The sequence below is a fragment of the bacterium genome (assembly GCA_037147175.1).
Taxonomy (GTDB): domain Bacteria; phylum Cyanobacteriota; class Vampirovibrionia; order Gastranaerophilales; family UBA9971; genus UBA9971.
Genome location: JBAWVS010000003.1, coordinates 1 through 18,422 on the forward strand (window position 1 = coordinate 1; position 18,422 = coordinate 18,422).

An 18,422-nucleotide genomic window follows, 5' to 3' on the forward strand; every position below is an offset into this window, starting at 1 on the left:
TCGGGAAAATCCGGCTTTGCCGGTTTTCCTGAAAACAAACTCGTTTCAGTATAGACAGATTCTTCGGATTTGTGTTTTTACTTGATAGACTGAAATTTACTATGAACCTGAATATTTAACTTTCAGCGACTGCTTTTTTCTCTGCAATGCTGGTATAAACTACAAAAATTATGAGAATTGCAGCGAGAATGGAAGAAGAGCCGATTGTTCCAAAATTAAGCCCACCCTTTGCAACGGGCTTTGTAAGAAGGTCTCCGAAAGTTGCTCCAAAAGGACGCGTCAAAACAAAAATAATCCAGAACAATATAACTCTATTAGACCGTGTAAAATACCACGTAAAGACAGCTACTCCTATTAATCCTGCAATAAGAGCCGCTCCTCCCAAAAATCCCAGACCGGAATTATCAGCAAGAAAATCTCCTAAAGCAGTACCCAACGTATTTGAAAACAATATAGCTATCCAATAAAAAATTTCTGCTTTTGTTGTTTGGATATTGCTGACAGATAAAGTCTTTTCGCTAAAATACCAAACAGCTAAAGTTCCCAACAAACAAGTAATCAGGATAACCGAGCCTTTCGCATATCCAAACTTGAGTGTTCGATCCATAAAATCAGACATTGTTGTGCCTGCCGTACTTGTCGAAAGTATCACCGTCCAATAAAGTACCGGATTAAACTTACGCGAAGTAAGCTGCATTATTAACGTAATAAAAAAAATACTGACCAGAATTCCGGAACTCATAGCATATCCGACGTTCATCGTCATTGACAAAAGATCTCCCGCTGTTTCCCCGAGAGTAGTTGCACAAATTTTCATAATCCAAAAATTAAATGTTATTTTGGCGACTTTATTCATATATCAACTTTATCAAAGCCCGTTATATCGCCTTTTTTAATTTCGTTTAAGATGCCCTGTCTTATTTCGAGTACATCAACACCTACGTTTCCAAGTACCTTCATCGCCATTGAATCTTTTTCTCTTGTTATAGCAAGCAAAAGATGTTCGGATTTTATTTTAGCATGATGGAATCTTTTTGCTTTGGCCCATGCAAGAGCTAAAACTCTTTTGGCACGAGGAGTAAAAAGCATTTCTTTTTCTTCTGAATAATGATGTCCAAAACCGATAACTTTTTGGACTTCTATCCGCAAATCTTTTAAAGTTATCCCTAAGTCCCTGAGAACTTTTGCGGCAACTCCTGCGCCTTCGCCGAGTATCCCCAGAAGTATCTGTTCTGTTCCTACTATATTTTGTTCCATCCTTCTTGCTTCTTCCTGAGCAAGTTTAATAATAGTAAGAATTTCAGGCTTTTCTTTTTCTATAGGATTAATTATTTTATGAAAAAGTGAATCTATATCAATGTTTAATTCTTCTAAAATCCTGCTTGCAAGACCATTTTTTTCCTTCAGAATCCCCAGAAGCACATGTTCAGGTTTTATGTATGTTGACCCGAATTCTCTTGCAAGGTCATACGCTGAACTCACTGCTTTGTAAGCTTTTGGAGTCAGCTGTGGTTCATCTTCATTATATTCATCTTTTCTTGAATTAATTTCATTTAATTTTTGCATAAAATTATCAATATTTACGCCTTCGCTTTCGAGAATCTGCGCAAGCCAGTTTTCTTTATTTTCCAGCATTCCGATAAACAACTGTTCTGTGCCGTAAGCTTCTCGATTGGTTTCGATTAATTTTTCTTTAGCTATATTCATTATTTTGTTCAAATTTTCATCTTCAAACAAAAGAGAAGTATCAAGATTTGCTATTGATACAACAGACTTAGAAACGTCTTCAGGATGATTATTAGGCTTTATAGATTTGTTTGCAGATCTTTTTACACTTGTTTTAATCCTTGCTATATCAATATCCAAATTTCTCAAAAGATTTATAATAGATGTATTTTCTTCCCTTAACAGGCATACAAAAAGATTTTCAGGCGTTACATAATACGCACCGACAGATTGGCTTTCATACCAGGCTTCCCTGAGTATTTTTTTTACAGCAGGACTAAAAGGTAAAGATTCAGAAGTATTGGAAAGTTCAGTCTGTTTAAAAGGTATTTTTGTTATTTCTTCTCTTAAAATTTCCAGGGTTAAGCCTGAGGCTCTAAGCAATTTTGCCGAAAGCCCAGAGCCTTCTCTTAAAAGTCCGAGCAGAATATGTTCAGGATAAAGTTTTTCATGTTTAGCAATAAAAGCTTCTTCCTGCGCTAATAAAATTACTTTTATTGCCTTTTCCGTAAATCTTTCTATCAAACCTTTTCTCTTTCTATATCTAACTAAGAGCCGATCTTGCTAAAATATTAAAATTAATATATAAGCTTTTAAGGCTCGTTTAGGGACTGCGGTTAAAATCATAAACGACTTGTTTGACAAGGCGGTTCTGATTTTAACAAGACAGCTTCTAAACCTAATACACAATTAAAATCATTCTAAAATAAAAAACAAATAATTAGAAGATACCCGAAGCTCTGATTTTAGAATAATTCCCAACCTTTGTGTAAAGAAATGTAACAGTATATACTTTTTATGCATTCCGTAGATACTTTTTGTTTTTATATAAGAGTAGAGACAAAATTAATAAATAGTTAAGGTAAGATAAAAGGAGAATTAAAATGGGTTTAGCAGCAAGCCAAGGTAGATTGTTAATGCTTACAGCAAGAAAAAGCGATCTTGAATTTCAAGTACAAAACGTTAACCAACAAAGAATGATTGTCAGTATGGCAGCCGCTCAAGTAGGAACATTATATGCAGCTCAGATGTCTGCTGTTAACCCAACAAGTCAAACTTATGCATCTGAACTTTCCGTAATAAGCGCAAATCAAACAGCTGCTCTTGCAGTATTCCAATCTCAAGATAAATCATTAGAATGTGTTCAAAAAAATCTTGATACCCAGCACAATGAAGTTCAAACAGAATATGATGCAGTTAAAAAAGTTATCGATAAAAACATTGAAACATCATTCAAAACACTCGGTTAATTAATCATAAATAATCGATATATTATTAAAAAACTCCTCTTCCCGAGGAGTTTTTTAAATTATAGAAAAATTTTTTAAAATCTTGTTTTATCAAGTTCTTTCTTTATATAAACGCCGGGTATTACAGATCTAAAACTTTCTATTTCTTTTTTAGATTTATAATTATCTCTGGTTAAATTATCGACTTTTTGTTTTAATCTTTCATTTTCAGTTTTACATCTGATAAGATCAAGTATAATATCATCAAATTTTTCAAGTCTTTTGTCAAAAACTTCGGTTAATTCCTGAACTATATGATTTTGCGTATGAATAAGTGCATTAATCATTTGCATTGCTTCATTGTTTATAGTGGGAACATTAACAATCTGAGGAGTTTTCTCACTTTCAGGAATATTAAAAATCTCCTGTTTCTCTATAGAAGCATTTTCCTCAAAAATTTTAGTATTATTTTTTAGTCCCAGTCTATGATTTTTTCTCAAAGTATCAATTTTTTGTGTAAAAGAATTTTTATTGTTCACTTGATTATTTATCTCAGGACGCAAAACACTTCCTGCATCTTCAAGAGAAAAGGTTTTTTCAAGATTCACAATGTTTCTATCCGAAGTAGTAACTGCCAGCTTAGCCATAGATTTTTCGTGCTTATTTGCAATAATTTTTTTCGTGTGTGCATTTACGTCTGTAAAACTCACTATTTCAATCCTTCACTATCCTACCCAACCTATAATATTATTCAAATATTTATAATACATTATTTTATATAAATACTAACATATTAGTTTTTCGATGACAAACAAAGAAGTTGGTTATCATTGATGGTATGATAGTATTCTAAAATTAACCGCTAAATAAAATTTTACAAACGCAGTACAGTTTTTAGGAGTTTAAGCGTATCATGTCTTATCTAGATCAAAGTCTTTTGCCTTTAATTAATTTTATTGAACATACTATAACAAGCATGGGATCGATAGGAATAGCTTTATTAATGGCTATTGAATCCTCAAATATTCCTCTGCCAAGTGAAGCAATTTTGCCTTTTGCAGGATATCTTGTAAGCAAAGGATTAATAGGCTTTCATACAGCTTGTTTTGCAGGAGCTTTCGGTTGTGTTGCAGGCTCTATCCCGTCATATTATCTGGGATACTTCGGAGGAAGGCCTTTTGTCGAAAATCATGGAAAATGGTTTTTAATCAGCAAAAAAGACCTCGAAACCGCTGATAAATGGACTGCAAAATACGGCGACTGGGCATTTTTTATATGCCGCATGCTTCCTGTAGTAAGAACTTTTATTTCTTTACCTGCCGGAATTTTAAAGGTAAATTTACCGAGATTTATCTTGTTTACCTTTCTCGGTTCTTTAATATGGAGTTATTTTCTTGTTTATGTCGGTCTAAAGCTCGGTCAACACAGAGAAGTATTTTCAGCTTTCTGGCATAAATTCGATTACGCCATTGTCGGAACTTTATTTATATTATTCGTAATATATATTTACAGGCATTTAAAACATCTTAAAGAATCTTAATATTTCAAATTACCATGTTACAAAAATTATATTTTTAGAAGCTGTCTTGTTAAAATCAAAACCGCTTTGTCAAACAAGCATTTAAAGCTTAATTTATAAATTTTTAACAAGATAGGCTCTTAAACTTGAAATTCTTCCTGAGGCTGTTCATTCAAATCCGCTAGTTTATCAGATTCTTTAACTTTTCTGGAATTAGCTAATCTTGATAATAAAAGCATTAGCGACAATACGATTAACAAAATTGTAAGATAAACTCTTTGCGCTCCGACTATAATTGCTGCAACAGAGCCGGCTCCTGCACATACAAGATAAAGAATAGTCGCTGTTCTATTATGAGAAAACCCTGCCTGAAGAAGTTTATGGTGAATATGCTCTGCATCTGCCTTCATCGGATTTGAACCTTTTAAAAGTCTTCTAAAAACTGAAAAAGATATATCCAAAATTGGCACAACCAATATAAGAATAGGCAAAACCATTGTAGCAGTTAGGCTTTTCAATACTCCAGCGACAGAAAGTCCTGCCAGCGCAAATCCAGAAAACAAAGCTCCTGAATCTCCCATAAAAATTCTTGCCGGATGAAAATTAAACACAAGAAAGCCCATCATTGAACCGGCTAAGATTGATGCCAGAAGTGCGCTTATGGGCTGATTAGTATAAATTGCAACCACTGCCAGAGTCACCGCACAGATTGCGCTTACTCCACCTGCAAGTCCGTCAACTCCGTCAATAAAATTCATAGCATTGCTTATACCGACAAGCCATATCAACGTTATAGGCAGGCTGAATATTCCGAGATGCAGCGCACCTCCAAAAGGATTAAACAAAATTTCAATCCTAACACCCAGTAAAAATGCTATTAAAGCAGCACCTATCTGGACTACAAGCTTGAATTTAGGGCTTAGGTCATATAAATCGTCTACCAGTCCGAGAAGAAACATAATGCTTCCTCCCACAAGTATGCCTGACAATCCATTGCCATAAGGATAGTCCCAGTTTACAAAAACAAGTATTATGAATGTGAGTATTGTACAAAGCCATATTGCAACCCCACCCAGTCTTGGAATGGGTTTTTTATGGACTTTTCTGTCGTTAGGAATATCTACCAGTCCTTTTTTAAGACAAAAACTCCTAACTACAGGCACAATTACTAAAGCCAGTACAAATGCTATTAAAAAACCGTGAATATGGGCATATTGCATATAGTTTTGATCGCTCCTTTTATAACTTATGCATATTATACTTCATTTTAAATGTTTTTATACTATATCAGGGTAAAGTGGATATTTATTGCATAATTCCGCTGAAATAGTTTTCAATTCGCTTAATTTCTCTTCGTTTTCAGAATATTTTACTGTTTCTGCAATGATTTTACCAACTATTTTCATATCTTCTGTGGTGAAACCCCTTGTGGTTATTGCAGGTGTACCGAGTCTTACTCCGCTTGTAACGAAAGGACTTTTTGGATCATTAGGTACAGTATTTTTGTTAGCGGTAATATTAACTTTTTCAAGTAAATTACTGATATCTTTTCCTGTTTTATCGTACTTTCTCAAGTCCATAATCATTAAATGATTATCTGTTCCACCGCTTACCAGATCCATATCATTTGCAATCAGGGATTCTGCAAGAGCCTTTGCGTTATCTAATATTCTTTGCTGATAAACTTTGAATTCCGGCTGAAGTGCTTCTTTCAATGCTATAGCTTTACCTGCAATAATATGTTCGAGCGGACCGCCCTGAATTCCGGGGAATACTGCCTTGTCTATGCCTAAAGAGTGCTGTTCTTTGCAAAGAATTAGTCCGCCTCTGGGGCCTCTAAGTGTTTTATGAGTTGTAGTTGTCACAAAATCCGCATATTCAACAGGTGAAGGATGTAGTCCTGCTGCTACAAGCCCTGCAATATGTGCTATATCAGCCATAAAATAAGCGCCGACTTTATCTGCTATATCTTTGAATTTTTTAAAGTCTATAGTTCTCGCATAAGCACTTGCACCTGCGATAATCATTTTCGGTTTTGATTCAAGAGCAAGTCTTTCGAGTTCATCATAATTGATATAACCTTTTTCATCTACACCGTAAAAAGTTGTTGCATCAAAGTAAGTACCTGAAAAATTCGCAGGTGAACCGTGAGAAAGATGTCCTCCGTTGGATAAATCCATTCCCAGTATTTTATCTCCGAATTTTAAAGCATATAAAAACACTGCCATATTTGCCTGTGCGCCACTGTGTGGCTGCACATTTGCGTGTTCTGCTCCGAAAAGTTTTTTTGCTCTTTGCTGAGCCAATTCTTCTATCTGGTCTACTATTTCGCAACCGTTATAAAATCTTTTATGCGGTTTGCCTTCTGCATATTTATTTGTCAAAACCGTTCCACACGCAGCCATTACTGCTTCACTCGTGAAATTTTCGCTTGCAATAAGTTCTATAGTGTTTCTTTGTCTGTCTAATTCTTTTAAGACTAGTTCTGCCACTTCAGGGTCTGTCTGTCTTATTCTTTCAACTTCCATAACATCCTCCATCATCTTTTATAATTATTATAGTAGAAAAATATGATGATATAAAATTAATTATTGATTCTCAAAATATTACTTATTAAATCTTATATATATAAACAACTTTATCAAAAAAATAAATCAAATTTATTTAAATTTAGCTTTAATCTGATATAATCGAATTTGACAGAAGGAAAATAAAATTTCATGGATATAAAAACTTTACAGGTAGTTGAATATTTAAATACAAAACTGAAAGAAACCTTTACTGATTTTAAAGGGGCTTATTTATACGGTTCAAGAGTTAGTGGCTCTGCAACTGATGAAAGCGATATTGATATTGTGGCTGTTTTCGATGAAATAAGCAGAAACAAAAGAATGGATATATGGGGTATTGTTGGTAGACTAGAGGCAGAACTCGATGTTTTTATTGATCTTCACCCTATGACAATAAAAGAACTGGAAAGAAATCCCATATATTACAATCAAGTAGTGAATAACGGTATATTTTATGACGCAGCATAAAGATGTTCTTATAAAAATAGCACTTGAAAAGGCAGATGAATCTATAAAATCAGCAGAATCAAGCATTGAAAATGAATTTTTATCAACAGCGCAAAACAGAATTTATTATGCGATTTTTTATTCTATTGTTGCACTTGGATATTTTTACGATTTTTCTTCTTCAAAGCACAGTCCATATTTAAGCTGGTTTAACAAGAAATTTGTTTATACTGACAAAATTTTTAATGAAAACCTTTTTAAAATATACAAAGAAGCTTACGAAAACAGACAAAAAAGTGATTATGAATTCACATGGAAACCCGATAAAGAAGATATTATCAAGGATTTGAATGATTCAAAATTTTTTATAGAACAAATTAAAACACATCTCGGTTATTAAATTTTTTAATCTAGCCACCTAAAGCTTTTTACTGAGCTTTGTTCGTAGAGATTGCCATTAATATCAACTTCAAACTGTCTGTTTTTCTTATTAAAATCAAGCCCGAGTACAGGGATTTTGCTTAATCCGGGGATTAAATCAATAAGACCTTTTTCTCCTGCCGCAGTTGGCAAAAATCCAAACCCGGGAATATAGCCTATAACCTGATTTACAGAAACACTTCCGAGAGGACCCAACAATCCTAATACTTTTTTGGAAAGTTTACCAAGTATTTTAGCGTCAGCATAGTTTGTAAGCATATCAAAGTTGCCTGAAATAAACAGGCTCAAGTTATCTCCGGAAGAAGTTATCTCTTCTGTATTAATTACACCGTCTTTTATATCAAGTTTTCCTTCCAGTTTGTCAAAATATCCTGTTTTTTGAGGAATGACAAGATCAATAACATTATTGACATTCAATCCACCAATACCACTCTGCATTACATTTGCAGCTCTCAAGAAGTACTCAAGCGAACCAAGCCTGACAAGTCTACCGTCATAAATTTTGAAATCAGCATAGCCGTTTGAATTAGAAATCATTTCTTCGGAATTTCTTCCACTTGTATAAAATTGTCCTTCTCCGTTAAGAGTTCCGTAAACTTCGTTTGGAAATCTTAAAAGTGTTGTAGCAAGAGCATTTGCCTGCATATTCTTGGCTTTTAAATTAAGCGAAAGTTCTGTTGACTTGGCATTATAATAGAGATTACCCGTGCCAACGCCACCTGCTGCTTTCATTTGAATATCAGAAACAGATAATAATCCATCAGGAGTGAAGTTTACATCAGCTTTAACATTTGAAATAATCATATCGCGCATGATTAACTCTTTAGAATCAAGAGTTCCATTTTGAATAACAAAATTTGTTGCTTTAATATCCTCTGTACTGCTGTTTATCAAATCTTTATTTGCCATAAAAACTGCAGCAATCTTATCAATATTCATATAATCTGAAGTGATATTGATATCTCTAACCATCAAGGGAGTTTGCCATGAATAATCGAGTAAAGCTTTAATATCCATAGAAGAATCATCTATTTTTAAGCCTTTAAGATTAAGATTAATATTGTCTTTAGTAAAAGAAACATTTGCATCTCCAAGACTTAACTTATAATCAGGTATTTTTAATCCGTAAAAAGAAATAAAACCTGCAATATCAGGATTATAAATTGATCCGTTAATTGTTAAATCAGCTTTTACATTTCCTTCAGAAAAGAATTTATCATTTCCATTATTTATAACTTTGCATACACCTGGATTTAAAATACATAGACTAAGGGGCTTTTCGTTATTTGTATAAACTCTAAAGGTTTTAAATATTGGAGTTTGGCTTTTTAATCTGTCTACAGAGCCTGAAATGTGCAGGATTTTATCTTTTTCGTCTGTAATATCAACATTACGAAGTAATTGATTGTTCAGTTCAGTATCTCTTCCGAAAATGTTGAGTTCCATTCTTTTTATATCAATTCTGTCACTTTTGCCCTGAGCCTCCAGAGCAATCATTCTTACTTTATCATCAGGCAAGCCTATTTGCTTAGCAAAACTCAAAGAAGTGCCTTTGTTAAGCGCCATCTTTGCCAAAACATTCCAGTTATCAAGACCTCCCTTGAGTTTTATCACTATAGGGATACTGTTTTTCATATCAACAGGTTGTTTAAACAGTGAACTAAGTCTGTCTGAATCTTCAGGATTAACTTCCATAGATAATTCCGTCTCAAACGAAGGTTTTTTTAGATAATTTTTTACGGCTCCATTTATAAAGAATCCTGAATTTGATATTTTACCGTTTATGCCTGAAAAATATGCGGTTTTATCAGTTATTTCAGCTTTTCCATTTTCAATTACAAGGGGTAAATCGTAGGGCAAATAATTCATTGCGAAATTATCAAAATTCACTTTAGCCTTGAATCCTGACTGATTTATCCTTACAAAAATATTATTATTACCGCTATGAAGAGGCAATGAAGATGGGGTTATATCTGCCAAAATTTTTCTTAAATTATTAGGAATTAAAGAGGATTTTGCTGTTTCTTTAAGCATTGCAACGTTAAAATTTCTTATTTGCAACTCTATATCAGGCACTACAGGAGCTTTTGTATTGATGTTTGCTTTAAGATTAGAAACTTTGCCTTTGACAGTAAAATCCGTATTTGCAATACTTGCTTGCATTTCTGGAGTTTGAACAGAATCATCAGTTATGGTAAAAGTTCCTTTAGCAATTTTTATCGGGAAACCAGTATTTTTTTGTATAAAAACTGCATTCGTATTCTCAAAAATCAGGCTTTCAAGGCAATCATCATTAGATTTTCCCTTGAGTTTCAATTTAAAAGAAGCTCTTCCTTTAATAAAAGAAAAATCATTAACTATTTTCTGTGCTTTAGACATTAAAGAACTGTTCATGACAAATTTCTTGGCATCTTCCAGATTAATATTTTTGGAAGCAATTGAAAGATCAATATTTTTACTTAATGCAGCCACAAAACCGTCAACAGTTACGTTGTTTTTTAAGACATTGCCATTTATATTATCCATAAATATATTTTCATTGTTGTACCTTAGCTGCCCTTTGAGATCATTAAAAGCTTCTCCATAGCCTTTATAAGAAAGATAAGCACCAACAAATTTTATAATTCCGCTTGAATCAAGCTTTTCTTCTGTTCCTTTAAGAAAAATCGTAGTATCAGCAACCCCTTTTATGTCCATAATGTCTTTTAATGAGACCTGCACTTTTTTAAGGAGAGGGCTGCCATATATAAACTTTTGTCCTTTTTTTAAATCAAGATTAGGCATATATAATTTTATGTCAGAATACCCGTGAAGTGTTGAATATCCTGAGGGAATCAACTTTATTCCTTCCACAACACCGCTAAGATCATCATAAAAAACCTTTTCTCCATTGAATTTCACTTTTCCGTTAACATTTTCCGCTTTACTTGCAAGGGTTTTGTACTTTACCTTTGCATTTTTGGTTTCTACATATCCGTTTATTGTTACGTCTTTAAATGCTCCTACTATATCAAGACTGACTTTTCCTCTTCCTGTTATGTCCATTTCCGTAACAGGTGCTAGTTTAAACTGAAACATATCTCTGACAGCAAGCAAGACAGGTAATGTTGTTGCAAAATCTATGTTTTGAGTTGAATTTATCTTAAGATCAACTTTTTTTCCCTTGAAAGGAACTATAGTACCTGTTGTTTTAACAAATCCATTTTTGCTCAGGTACTGTGTACTGTCCAAGACCAGCGTAGAACCCAAAAAATCCACGCTGCCATAACCGTTGGGAGAATCGGGAACTTTTTCTACTACTGAAAAATCATCGTATTTAATTTTTCCAAAAAGGGCAGGTCTTTTATAATAGCCTTTTGCTGTTATATTTCCTGATATATTACCGTCTATATTATGTTTTATAATTTTATTAAACGGATCCAGAGCAACATTAATATTTTTAGGAAATATTTCTGCTGCTGTCTTTGCTCTTGTTCCTTCTACTTCAACATTTAAATCTACGTTTCTGATTTTTTTTCTGGCAAAATTGCTTATTTTTCCTTTGATAGATGTATTAATTCCTTTTCCGTTAACCTGAAAATTATCTAAATACAAATCATTATCATCAAAATTCCCGTTCGTTTGAAAGATTAACGAGCCTTTATGAGACAAAATATTTCCATAAAACTCATCAGATGCAGACGAAGCTTGAGATTCTTTTTTTTCTCTCAGTCCGCTGCTTATATTCAGATTGTTAATTTTTGAATTAATGAAGAATTTTCTTTTGCCGACAATTTCTGTATTTAAATCTATATCAAAGTTTACACTGCCAATTCCCGTAAAATCCGAGAAATAACGGGAACTATATCTGTTTATGTAAGGTTTGAACTCTGAAAGATCAAATTTTTCAATGATTCCTCTGATTTTTAACCTATTTTTTGTTGGATTTATTTTCTTTAAAGGAAGATCTGCATCCAAAGTTAAAGCATAGAGCATTTCGGGTTTTTTTAACTCAGAAACAGCTCCTACTGCTTGAATTTTAATATATTTATCAGGAGTAAAATTCTCTATTTTTAGATTTTTTCCGCTAAAAACAAAATCTTTTTCAGGAGATATATTTTTATCTATGAAATTGAGTTTATAATTACTTAAATTTATTGAAGTGTTTTTAAATTCAACTTTATATTTTGCTTTTCCTTTTTTGGCAAAGATTTTGTTTATATCGAAAGTTCCGTCTTTAGTTCTTGTAATAATCCCGTCAAGATTGTTTATAACGGCTTCGCGAATCACAACATGTTTATTCAACAAAGGAAGCAGCGAAACCTCAATGCGAGAATCACCAATACTTATAAATTTGCTCCCATTCGGCTTTCTTAGAAAAGCTTTATCAATTTTAATTTTCATCCCTAAATTCCAGGTCATATCAATATCAAGTTTTCCTAAAACAAGTGGAACAGAAACACGTTCCATAAGATATTCCCTTATTTCAGGCTTGTATTTTTCTATATTAATAATTGCAGGCAACGCAAAAAAATATGCTAAATTAAGCACAATAAAAAAAATAAAAATACTTGAAAAAATTATATTTTTTTTAAAATCGGGTTTCATTAAACCTGTTATTACAAATTTTCCTGCTACTTCTCTAATATTACTATATTAACTGACTTTTCATCAACAATTATACCTCTAACAAGTTGATGTTTTTACGGTTAAAACATCCTCAAGCCTTATTTGTACTTTATTTTGCAGTGATTTTAAAATTACTGACATCAAAAACTTCCAAATTATCAGGCAATTTTGATATTTTAACGGAAATAGTTTCTTTTTTTCCTTTTCTTATAATATTCATAATGATTTTATTACCGGCATGCGTTTCGGCAACTTCATTTTTGACCTGAGTTATATTTTCTATTTTTTTATTATTCAACGATATTATTATATCGCCTTTTTTTAACCCGTACATAAAAGCGGGGCTGTCTTTTATGATATCTGTAATTACAACACCTTTAACCAATTTTTTTGATAAAAATTTGGCTATTTCGATATTAGTATCTTGAATGCCTGCTCCCAGCCAACCTCTTTCAACCCTGCCGTTTTTCATAATAGAATTAATAACTTTTTTTGCCATATTGGTGGGGATTGCAAAACCTATGCCTTCATATCCTCCGCTTTTGGTAAGGATTGCCGTATTTATTCCCACAAGTTCGCCTTTTGTATTAACCAGCGCACCTCCTGAACTTCCCGGATTTATTGCTGCATCTGTCTGAATAAAATTTTCATACTCAACAATGCCTATATTTGTACGTCCTACTGCGCTTATTATCCCCATGGTTACAGTTTCACCTATCCCAAAGGGATTTCCTACCGCAATTACTACATCACCAACAATAGCTTTGTCAGAATCACCTAATTTTATAATCGGAAGGTCGTTTGCATTTATTTTAATTATAGCCAAATCGGTTTTTGGGTCAGTACCGACTGTTTTTGCCATGAATCTTTTTCCGTTGGAAAGGCTTACACTGATATTTCCGCCAAGATTTTCTACTACATGATTATTTGTCAAAATATACCCGTCATGAGAAATAATTATACCTGAGCCTAAGCTGAAATATCTCTTTTCTAAAGGTCTATATATGTTTGTGGATGTATTTCTCAACACAAATTGGGATAAATTTCTACTTCCAAGTGAAATATTAACGACAGCAGGAGTAGCCAACTTTGCCGACAAAGACATGGAAGCAGGTTCTGTAGTGATATTTGTTTTAGTTTTATTATCTGAAATAATATTTTTTTGGATGTTTTCATAATTTGTATTTTTATATGACAAAGAATTTTTATATGAAATCTGTCCACCTTCATATCCCGAAAAAAATGATAAAATCAGAACGAAAATTACTAATATAAAGTCTTTTTTATTAATCTTTTGCAATTTAATCTCCTGTTATTAATGTTGACTTTGGGTTTGATAATTTTATTTTGACAAGTTTTTGCAACAACTTGAAAAAATTATTGCTGATAGTTGTTGTAATTTTGCTGAGGATATTGATAAGTTTGATTTTGCTCCTCCTGCTGTTTTGCTTTTTTGTATCTGTTTTCATAATCATTTTCATCAGGAACATAAGTTCTCTCAGGAAGTTTAATTTCATTATTATTCGCTTTATTTTCCTTTGTTTTAAGCTTTTTAAACTTATATTTCTTTTTGTTTTTGTAATTTTGTTTTTTTAATGAACTTTTAATCCCTGTTTTTTTATTTAAATCTTCTTCTGTTTTTATTTTAACTTTAGCGGCTACCTGATTTTTTATTTCCATTTCGGAAAGAGGAAAGGGTTCAGGCGGAATCTTTTTAATTTTGTAGTATTCTGTACTGAATTTATTCCATAGAACAGCGCAATTACTGCTGAACACTCCGCTTAACGTCTGGTTTTCATCATTGCCCATCCATATTGTAGTTGCGGTATCAGGAGTGAATCCGTTAAACCAGATATCTTTTACACTGTCAGTTGTCCCTGTTTTTCCTGCTACCTGTCTATCTTCAAGCTTAGCTGACTTTCCTGTGCCTTTTTCAACGACATCTACAAGGATAGAATCTAATTCTCTAACAGGTTCCTGCTTTACAACCCTTACAGGCGTGTTATTAGAAACTTCAAGAACATTTCCTTTGTTATCTTTAACAAATCTTATTGCTACTGGCTCGATATAGACACCATCACGAGCCAGTGTGCTATAAACAGCAGCCACTTCCAGAGGTGTAATCTCAGATGAGCCAAGAACCATGGAAAAACCTCGCCTTATATAGCTTTTAATGCCCAGCAATCTTGCTGTTTCAATTATTTTATCAACACCAACTTTCAGGGCAATTCTGACAGTCGGCGTATTTCTTGATAGAGTAAGAGCTTTTCTTACAGTTAATTTCCCTAAATATTTACCGTCCCAATTATGCGGACACCATACATTCCACTTTGTACGATAAGCAACAGGCGCATCAAATATCGTAGACTCAGGATTAATTGCACCTAGCCGCAACCCTGTCAGGTAAACAACTGGTTTAAATCCTGAGCCTACAGGTCTTTTAGCTAAAACTGCCCTGTTAAATTGGCTCTTTGTAAAGTCAACACCTCCGACAAGAGCCTGAACATAACCATTTTTAACATTAATTGAAACAAGAGCGCCTTCTCTTACTCCGCATCCTTTTGGTAAAGCCTTTATGCCTTCTGTAATGGTTTTTTCCGCAATTTGCTGCACTTCCGGATCCAAAGTCGTATAAACATTCAGTCCGCCTCTTCTGACAATATTATCGCCATATCTTTTTCTTAACACGTAAGACACATAATCTACAAAATAAATATACTTTGCGTAGGCAAATTTACGCGGCGCAAGCTTCAATGGTCCTGCATAAGCCGAATATTTCTGTTTTTTGGTTATAAAACCAAATTCATACATTTTATTTAGCACTACCATCTGCCTTTTTTTGGCATCTTTCATATTAGTGTAAGGAGAATAAAGCTCAGGAGCTCGAATTAATCCTGCGAGCATAGAAGATTCAGCTAAATTAAGATCTTTTGCCGATTTTTTAAAATATCTTCTGGCTCCTTTTTCAATACCATAGGCTTGATTTCCCCAATAAATCTGATTCAGGTATTTTTCAAGAATTTCATTTTTTGAATAATACATTTCAACTTTTATAGCAAGAATTGCTTCCAGAAACTTTCTTTTTATCGATCTTTCAGGCGTTAAAAAAGAATTTTTTACCAACTGCTGGGTTAAAGTACTTCCTCCCTGAATCGAATCCCTATGCAAAAGATTATTATAAAAAGCCCTAACGGTACCCATTAAATCAATTCCGCTGTGGCTGTAAAATCGGTTGTCTTCGATAGAAATAACTGCGCTTTGTAAATAGCGGGAAATTTTATTAAGTGGCACGGAAATCCTGTCTTCATCAGCATGAATGCTTGCAACAAGATTATTATTTATATCAAAAATCTGGGTTGATTGATCAGGAGCATAAGAATTTAAAAAAGATACATCCGGAAACTCCGCTAAAGTCTTTAACAAATAAACCGATACGCCAAGACTTAATAAAAAAATAAGAAGACCTGCTATAGCAAAAATCCTTTTAAAAGCCGACTTAAAGAGTTCTGACCTTTCAAGTTCAGTTTTGGAAAGAAGATCAATATTATAAAAATGGTTTATTGGTCGATTTTTCATTTACACCTTTAATTTTACTGAATTATTTTATATCAGTTAGTTTCTATAAAAATGCGTCTGTAAGGCATAGTCTATTGGATGTTTTAACACACAATTAAGTTAACTTGAGATTATATTTATATATTGAAATCATTAAAAATCTAATGGCATGAAAAAATCATCTCGGGACAATAAAAAAGCATGAAATTTTAGCCATGTAAGGAATTTAAAACATAGAAAAAATTGAATAATCTGTTATACAGATACAAAAACATTCAAAGACTTTTCAAAATTTTCTGAATAGCTTATGAGCTCTTTTTATGTTATTATATAAATATAAAAACAAAAGTGTCTGTTCTACACTTATTTACTAAACTGGAAAAAGGAGGCAATTAACATGGCGACCTTAACGAACATCAAAGTAAACAAAAAAACGGGTTTAAACGATGAATTTGAAAAATACCTTGATAAACAAAGGGGTTATACAACATTCAACGGTATTGAGGTTGCTAAATTCTCTTCTTATAAAAAGCTTTTAGGTCTTAAATAAATAATTTTATAAAATAATATAAAAAAAAGGAGAAAACAAAATTTTCTCCTTTTTTATTTAGAATTTTTAATTAATTAGCTGCTATTTCAAGGCGGCTTTTTTCTTTTTTAAGCTCTGTTAACACCCATGCAGGGACATGGACTTTCCCCAGAACAAGCTGTCCGTTCGGTCTTGGGCCGTGACAATCCGAGCCTCCCGTCATTATTAATTTATATTTTTCTGCAATACTTGAATAATATTCTATTATTGCAGGTGAATGTTTTCTGTGATAGACTTCTACGCCTCTTAGACCGTAGTTCATTAGCTCTTTTATAAGGTCTTCAGCACCATTAAGATCACAAGGATGAGCTACAACAGGAATTCCGCCTGATTCATAAATTGTTTCAACTGCTTCAAAAGGCGAAACTGTTTTTCGTTTTACATAGGTCGGGGAATTATCGCAAATATATCTTCTGTAGGCTTCAATCATATTTGAAACCCCGCCAGCATTAACTATTGCTTTTGCAATATGCGGTCTGCCAACACTACCGCCTTCTTTAACAAGTGAAGTTACATCCTCAAGCTTGATATTGATTTTAGCTTCATCTTTAAGTTTTTTAACTATTTCAATTGTTTGTTGAATTCTTACATGCTGCTGATAGGCGATTAAATCCTGCATTTGTTTGTTAGCGGAATTTATATAATAACCGAGAATATGCACTTCCTGCTTTTCATGCATTGTATTAATTTCAATTCCGGGGATAATCTCAAGCTGAGTATTTCCTGTTTCTTTTGAACGCATTTCAGCATGACTTCTTGCATATTCATATGCAAGGATGTTGTCATGATCAGTAATAGAAACAGCCGCCAATCCTAAGTTTATGGTAACGTCAACAATTTCCTCAGGGGTAAGACTCCCATCAGAATAGACGCTATGGGTATGCAAATCTAGTCCCAATTTTTTATCCTTTCATAATAAATTACCTCAACTACTTAAATTAAATACATTATTAATTCTTTTTATATTCAATGCACACCCTGTTTTGGCATTGATACTTAATTCTATTCCGTTTACCTGAACTTCATCACTGGAAACCACTTCAAATTTAACAGGCAAACAAGTAACCAACCTTTTCACAGATTCTTCTATATCCATACCTATGACGCTGTTATAAGCTCCGCAAAACCCTGCATCGGTAATATAGGCAGCGCCATTCTCTAAAATTTTCTCATCTGCCGTCTGTATATGAGTATGCGTTCCTATAACTGCACTTACTGATAATTTGTCAGCTATATAGCCGCATGACACTTTTTCTGCCGTTGCTTCCGCGTGGATATCGATTATCACAACTGGTGTTTTATACTGAATTTTTTGAATTTCCGCTTTTAACATTTCCCATGGCGGTGTTATTGGCGACATAAATACTGTTCCCTGTATATTAATAACGCCTACTGAAAGATTTTCAGCAAGTTCAAATACCCTTGAACCAAAACCGGGAGTGCCTTCGGGATAATTTAGAGGTCTAACAAGTTTATCTGCATTATCTATAAAATTAAATACTTCTTTTTTGTCCCAAATATGATTACCTGAAGTCATCGCTCCTATGCCCAGAGACTCGAGTTCATGATAGTTTTTTTCAGTTAATCCAAAGCCATGAGAGGCATTTTCGATATTTGCTATAACAAAATCATATTTTTCACCGGATTGTTCGAGAAACAGGGCAACACTTTGTCTGCCTGGTTTTCCGACTATATCCCCTAGGAATAATATATTTATATTTTCTTTCATTTTATTTCAT

General features: G+C 33.3%; 15 protein-coding genes. 5 read left to right on the forward strand and 10 right to left on the reverse strand.

What is annotated here, in order from left to right; translation table 11 throughout:
- Nucleotides 1–115: 115 nt before the first annotated feature.
- Nucleotides 116–856, reverse strand: coding sequence for a hypothetical protein (locus tag WCG23_01225; GenBank protein ID MEI8388482.1), 741 nt, complete (start codon nt 854–856; stop codon nt 116–118).
- A complete protein-coding gene (locus WCG23_01230; protein ID MEI8388483.1) occupies nt 853–2,250 on the reverse strand; it encodes a Clp protease N-terminal domain-containing protein in 1,398 nt (465 codons plus the stop codon). Before WCG23_01230 ends, WCG23_01225 begins: the two co-directional genes overlap by 4 nt.
- Before the next feature lie 359 nt (nt 2,251–2,609).
- On the opposite strand from WCG23_01230, the gene WCG23_01235 reads away from it, so the two are divergent.
- Complete coding sequence (locus tag WCG23_01235; GenBank protein ID MEI8388484.1) at nt 2,610–2,975, forward strand: hypothetical protein; 366 nt, start codon at nt 2,610–2,612, stop codon at nt 2,973–2,975.
- A 74-nt stretch (nt 2,976–3,049) separates the two neighbouring features.
- On the opposite strand, the gene WCG23_01240 is transcribed toward WCG23_01235, so the two are convergent.
- Entirely contained in the window at nt 3,050–3,664 is a 615-nt protein-coding gene (locus tag WCG23_01240) for a hypothetical protein (protein ID MEI8388485.1), read from the reverse strand.
- 203 nt (nt 3,665–3,867) lie between these two features.
- Between WCG23_01240 and WCG23_01245 the strand changes: the two genes are divergently transcribed.
- Nucleotides 3,868–4,494 carry a DedA family protein gene (locus WCG23_01245; GenBank protein ID MEI8388486.1) on the forward strand — a complete coding sequence of 209 codons (627 nt, stop codon included), beginning with the start codon at nt 3,868–3,870 and terminating at the stop codon, nt 4,492–4,494.
- 119 nt (nt 4,495–4,613) lie between these two features.
- On the opposite strand, the gene WCG23_01250 is transcribed toward WCG23_01245, so the two are convergent.
- Both WCG23_01250 and glyA read right to left on the reverse strand, forming a co-directional pair.
- Entirely contained in the window at nt 4,614–5,693 is a 1,080-nt protein-coding gene (locus WCG23_01250) for an MraY family glycosyltransferase (protein MEI8388487.1), read from the reverse strand.
- Between the two features lie 57 nt (nt 5,694–5,750).
- Nucleotides 5,751–7,001 (reverse strand): serine hydroxymethyltransferase, encoded by a 1,251-nt coding sequence (glyA, locus tag WCG23_01255; GenBank protein ID MEI8388488.1) that lies wholly within the window; start codon nt 6,999–7,001, stop codon nt 5,751–5,753.
- A 192-nt stretch (nt 7,002–7,193) separates the two neighbouring features.
- On the opposite strand from glyA, the gene WCG23_01260 reads away from it, so the two are divergent.
- On the forward strand, nt 7,194–7,511 hold the full coding sequence (locus tag WCG23_01260; protein MEI8388489.1) for a nucleotidyltransferase domain-containing protein: 318 nt from the start codon (nt 7,194–7,196) through the stop codon (nt 7,509–7,511).
- Nucleotides 7,498–7,890: a HEPN domain-containing protein gene (locus tag WCG23_01265; protein MEI8388490.1), complete on the forward strand. Its 393-nt coding sequence runs from the start codon at nt 7,498–7,500 to the stop codon at nt 7,888–7,890. The genes WCG23_01260 and WCG23_01265 overlap by 14 nt, the downstream gene beginning before the upstream one ends.
- Before the next feature lie 5 nt (nt 7,891–7,895).
- Here the strand turns inward: WCG23_01265 and WCG23_01270 are convergent, their stop codons facing one another.
- The 3 genes from WCG23_01270 to WCG23_01280 form a co-directional block, all read right to left on the reverse strand.
- The gene (locus WCG23_01270) at nt 7,896–12,380 is read right to left on the reverse strand and encodes an AsmA-like C-terminal region-containing protein (protein MEI8388491.1); all 4,485 of its coding nucleotides are present in this window, start codon (nt 12,378–12,380) and stop codon (nt 7,896–7,898) included.
- A gap of 268 nt (nt 12,381–12,648) precedes the next feature.
- Complete coding sequence (locus WCG23_01275) at nt 12,649–13,839, reverse strand: trypsin-like peptidase domain-containing protein (GenBank protein MEI8388492.1); 1,191 nt, start codon at nt 13,837–13,839, stop codon at nt 12,649–12,651.
- Nucleotides 13,840–13,916: 77 nt separating this feature from the next.
- Nucleotides 13,917–16,115 (reverse strand): PBP1A family penicillin-binding protein, encoded by a 2,199-nt coding sequence (locus WCG23_01280; GenBank protein MEI8388493.1) that lies wholly within the window; start codon nt 16,113–16,115, stop codon nt 13,917–13,919.
- Between the two features lie 376 nt (nt 16,116–16,491).
- On the opposite strand from WCG23_01280, the gene WCG23_01285 reads away from it, so the two are divergent.
- A complete protein-coding gene (locus WCG23_01285; protein ID MEI8388494.1) occupies nt 16,492–16,644 on the forward strand; it encodes a hypothetical protein in 153 nt (50 codons plus the stop codon).
- A gap of 70 nt (nt 16,645–16,714) precedes the next feature.
- Here WCG23_01285 and WCG23_01290 read toward each other — a convergent pair whose 3' ends face one another.
- Both WCG23_01290 and WCG23_01295 read right to left on the reverse strand, forming a co-directional pair.
- On the reverse strand, nt 16,715–17,581 hold the full coding sequence (locus tag WCG23_01290) for a PHP domain-containing protein (GenBank protein ID MEI8388495.1): 867 nt from the start codon (nt 17,579–17,581) through the stop codon (nt 16,715–16,717).
- A 27-nt stretch (nt 17,582–17,608) separates the two neighbouring features.
- Entirely contained in the window at nt 17,609–18,412 is an 804-nt protein-coding gene (locus WCG23_01295) for a TIGR00282 family metallophosphoesterase (protein ID MEI8388496.1), read from the reverse strand.
- Nucleotides 18,413–18,422: the final 10 nt, after the last annotated feature.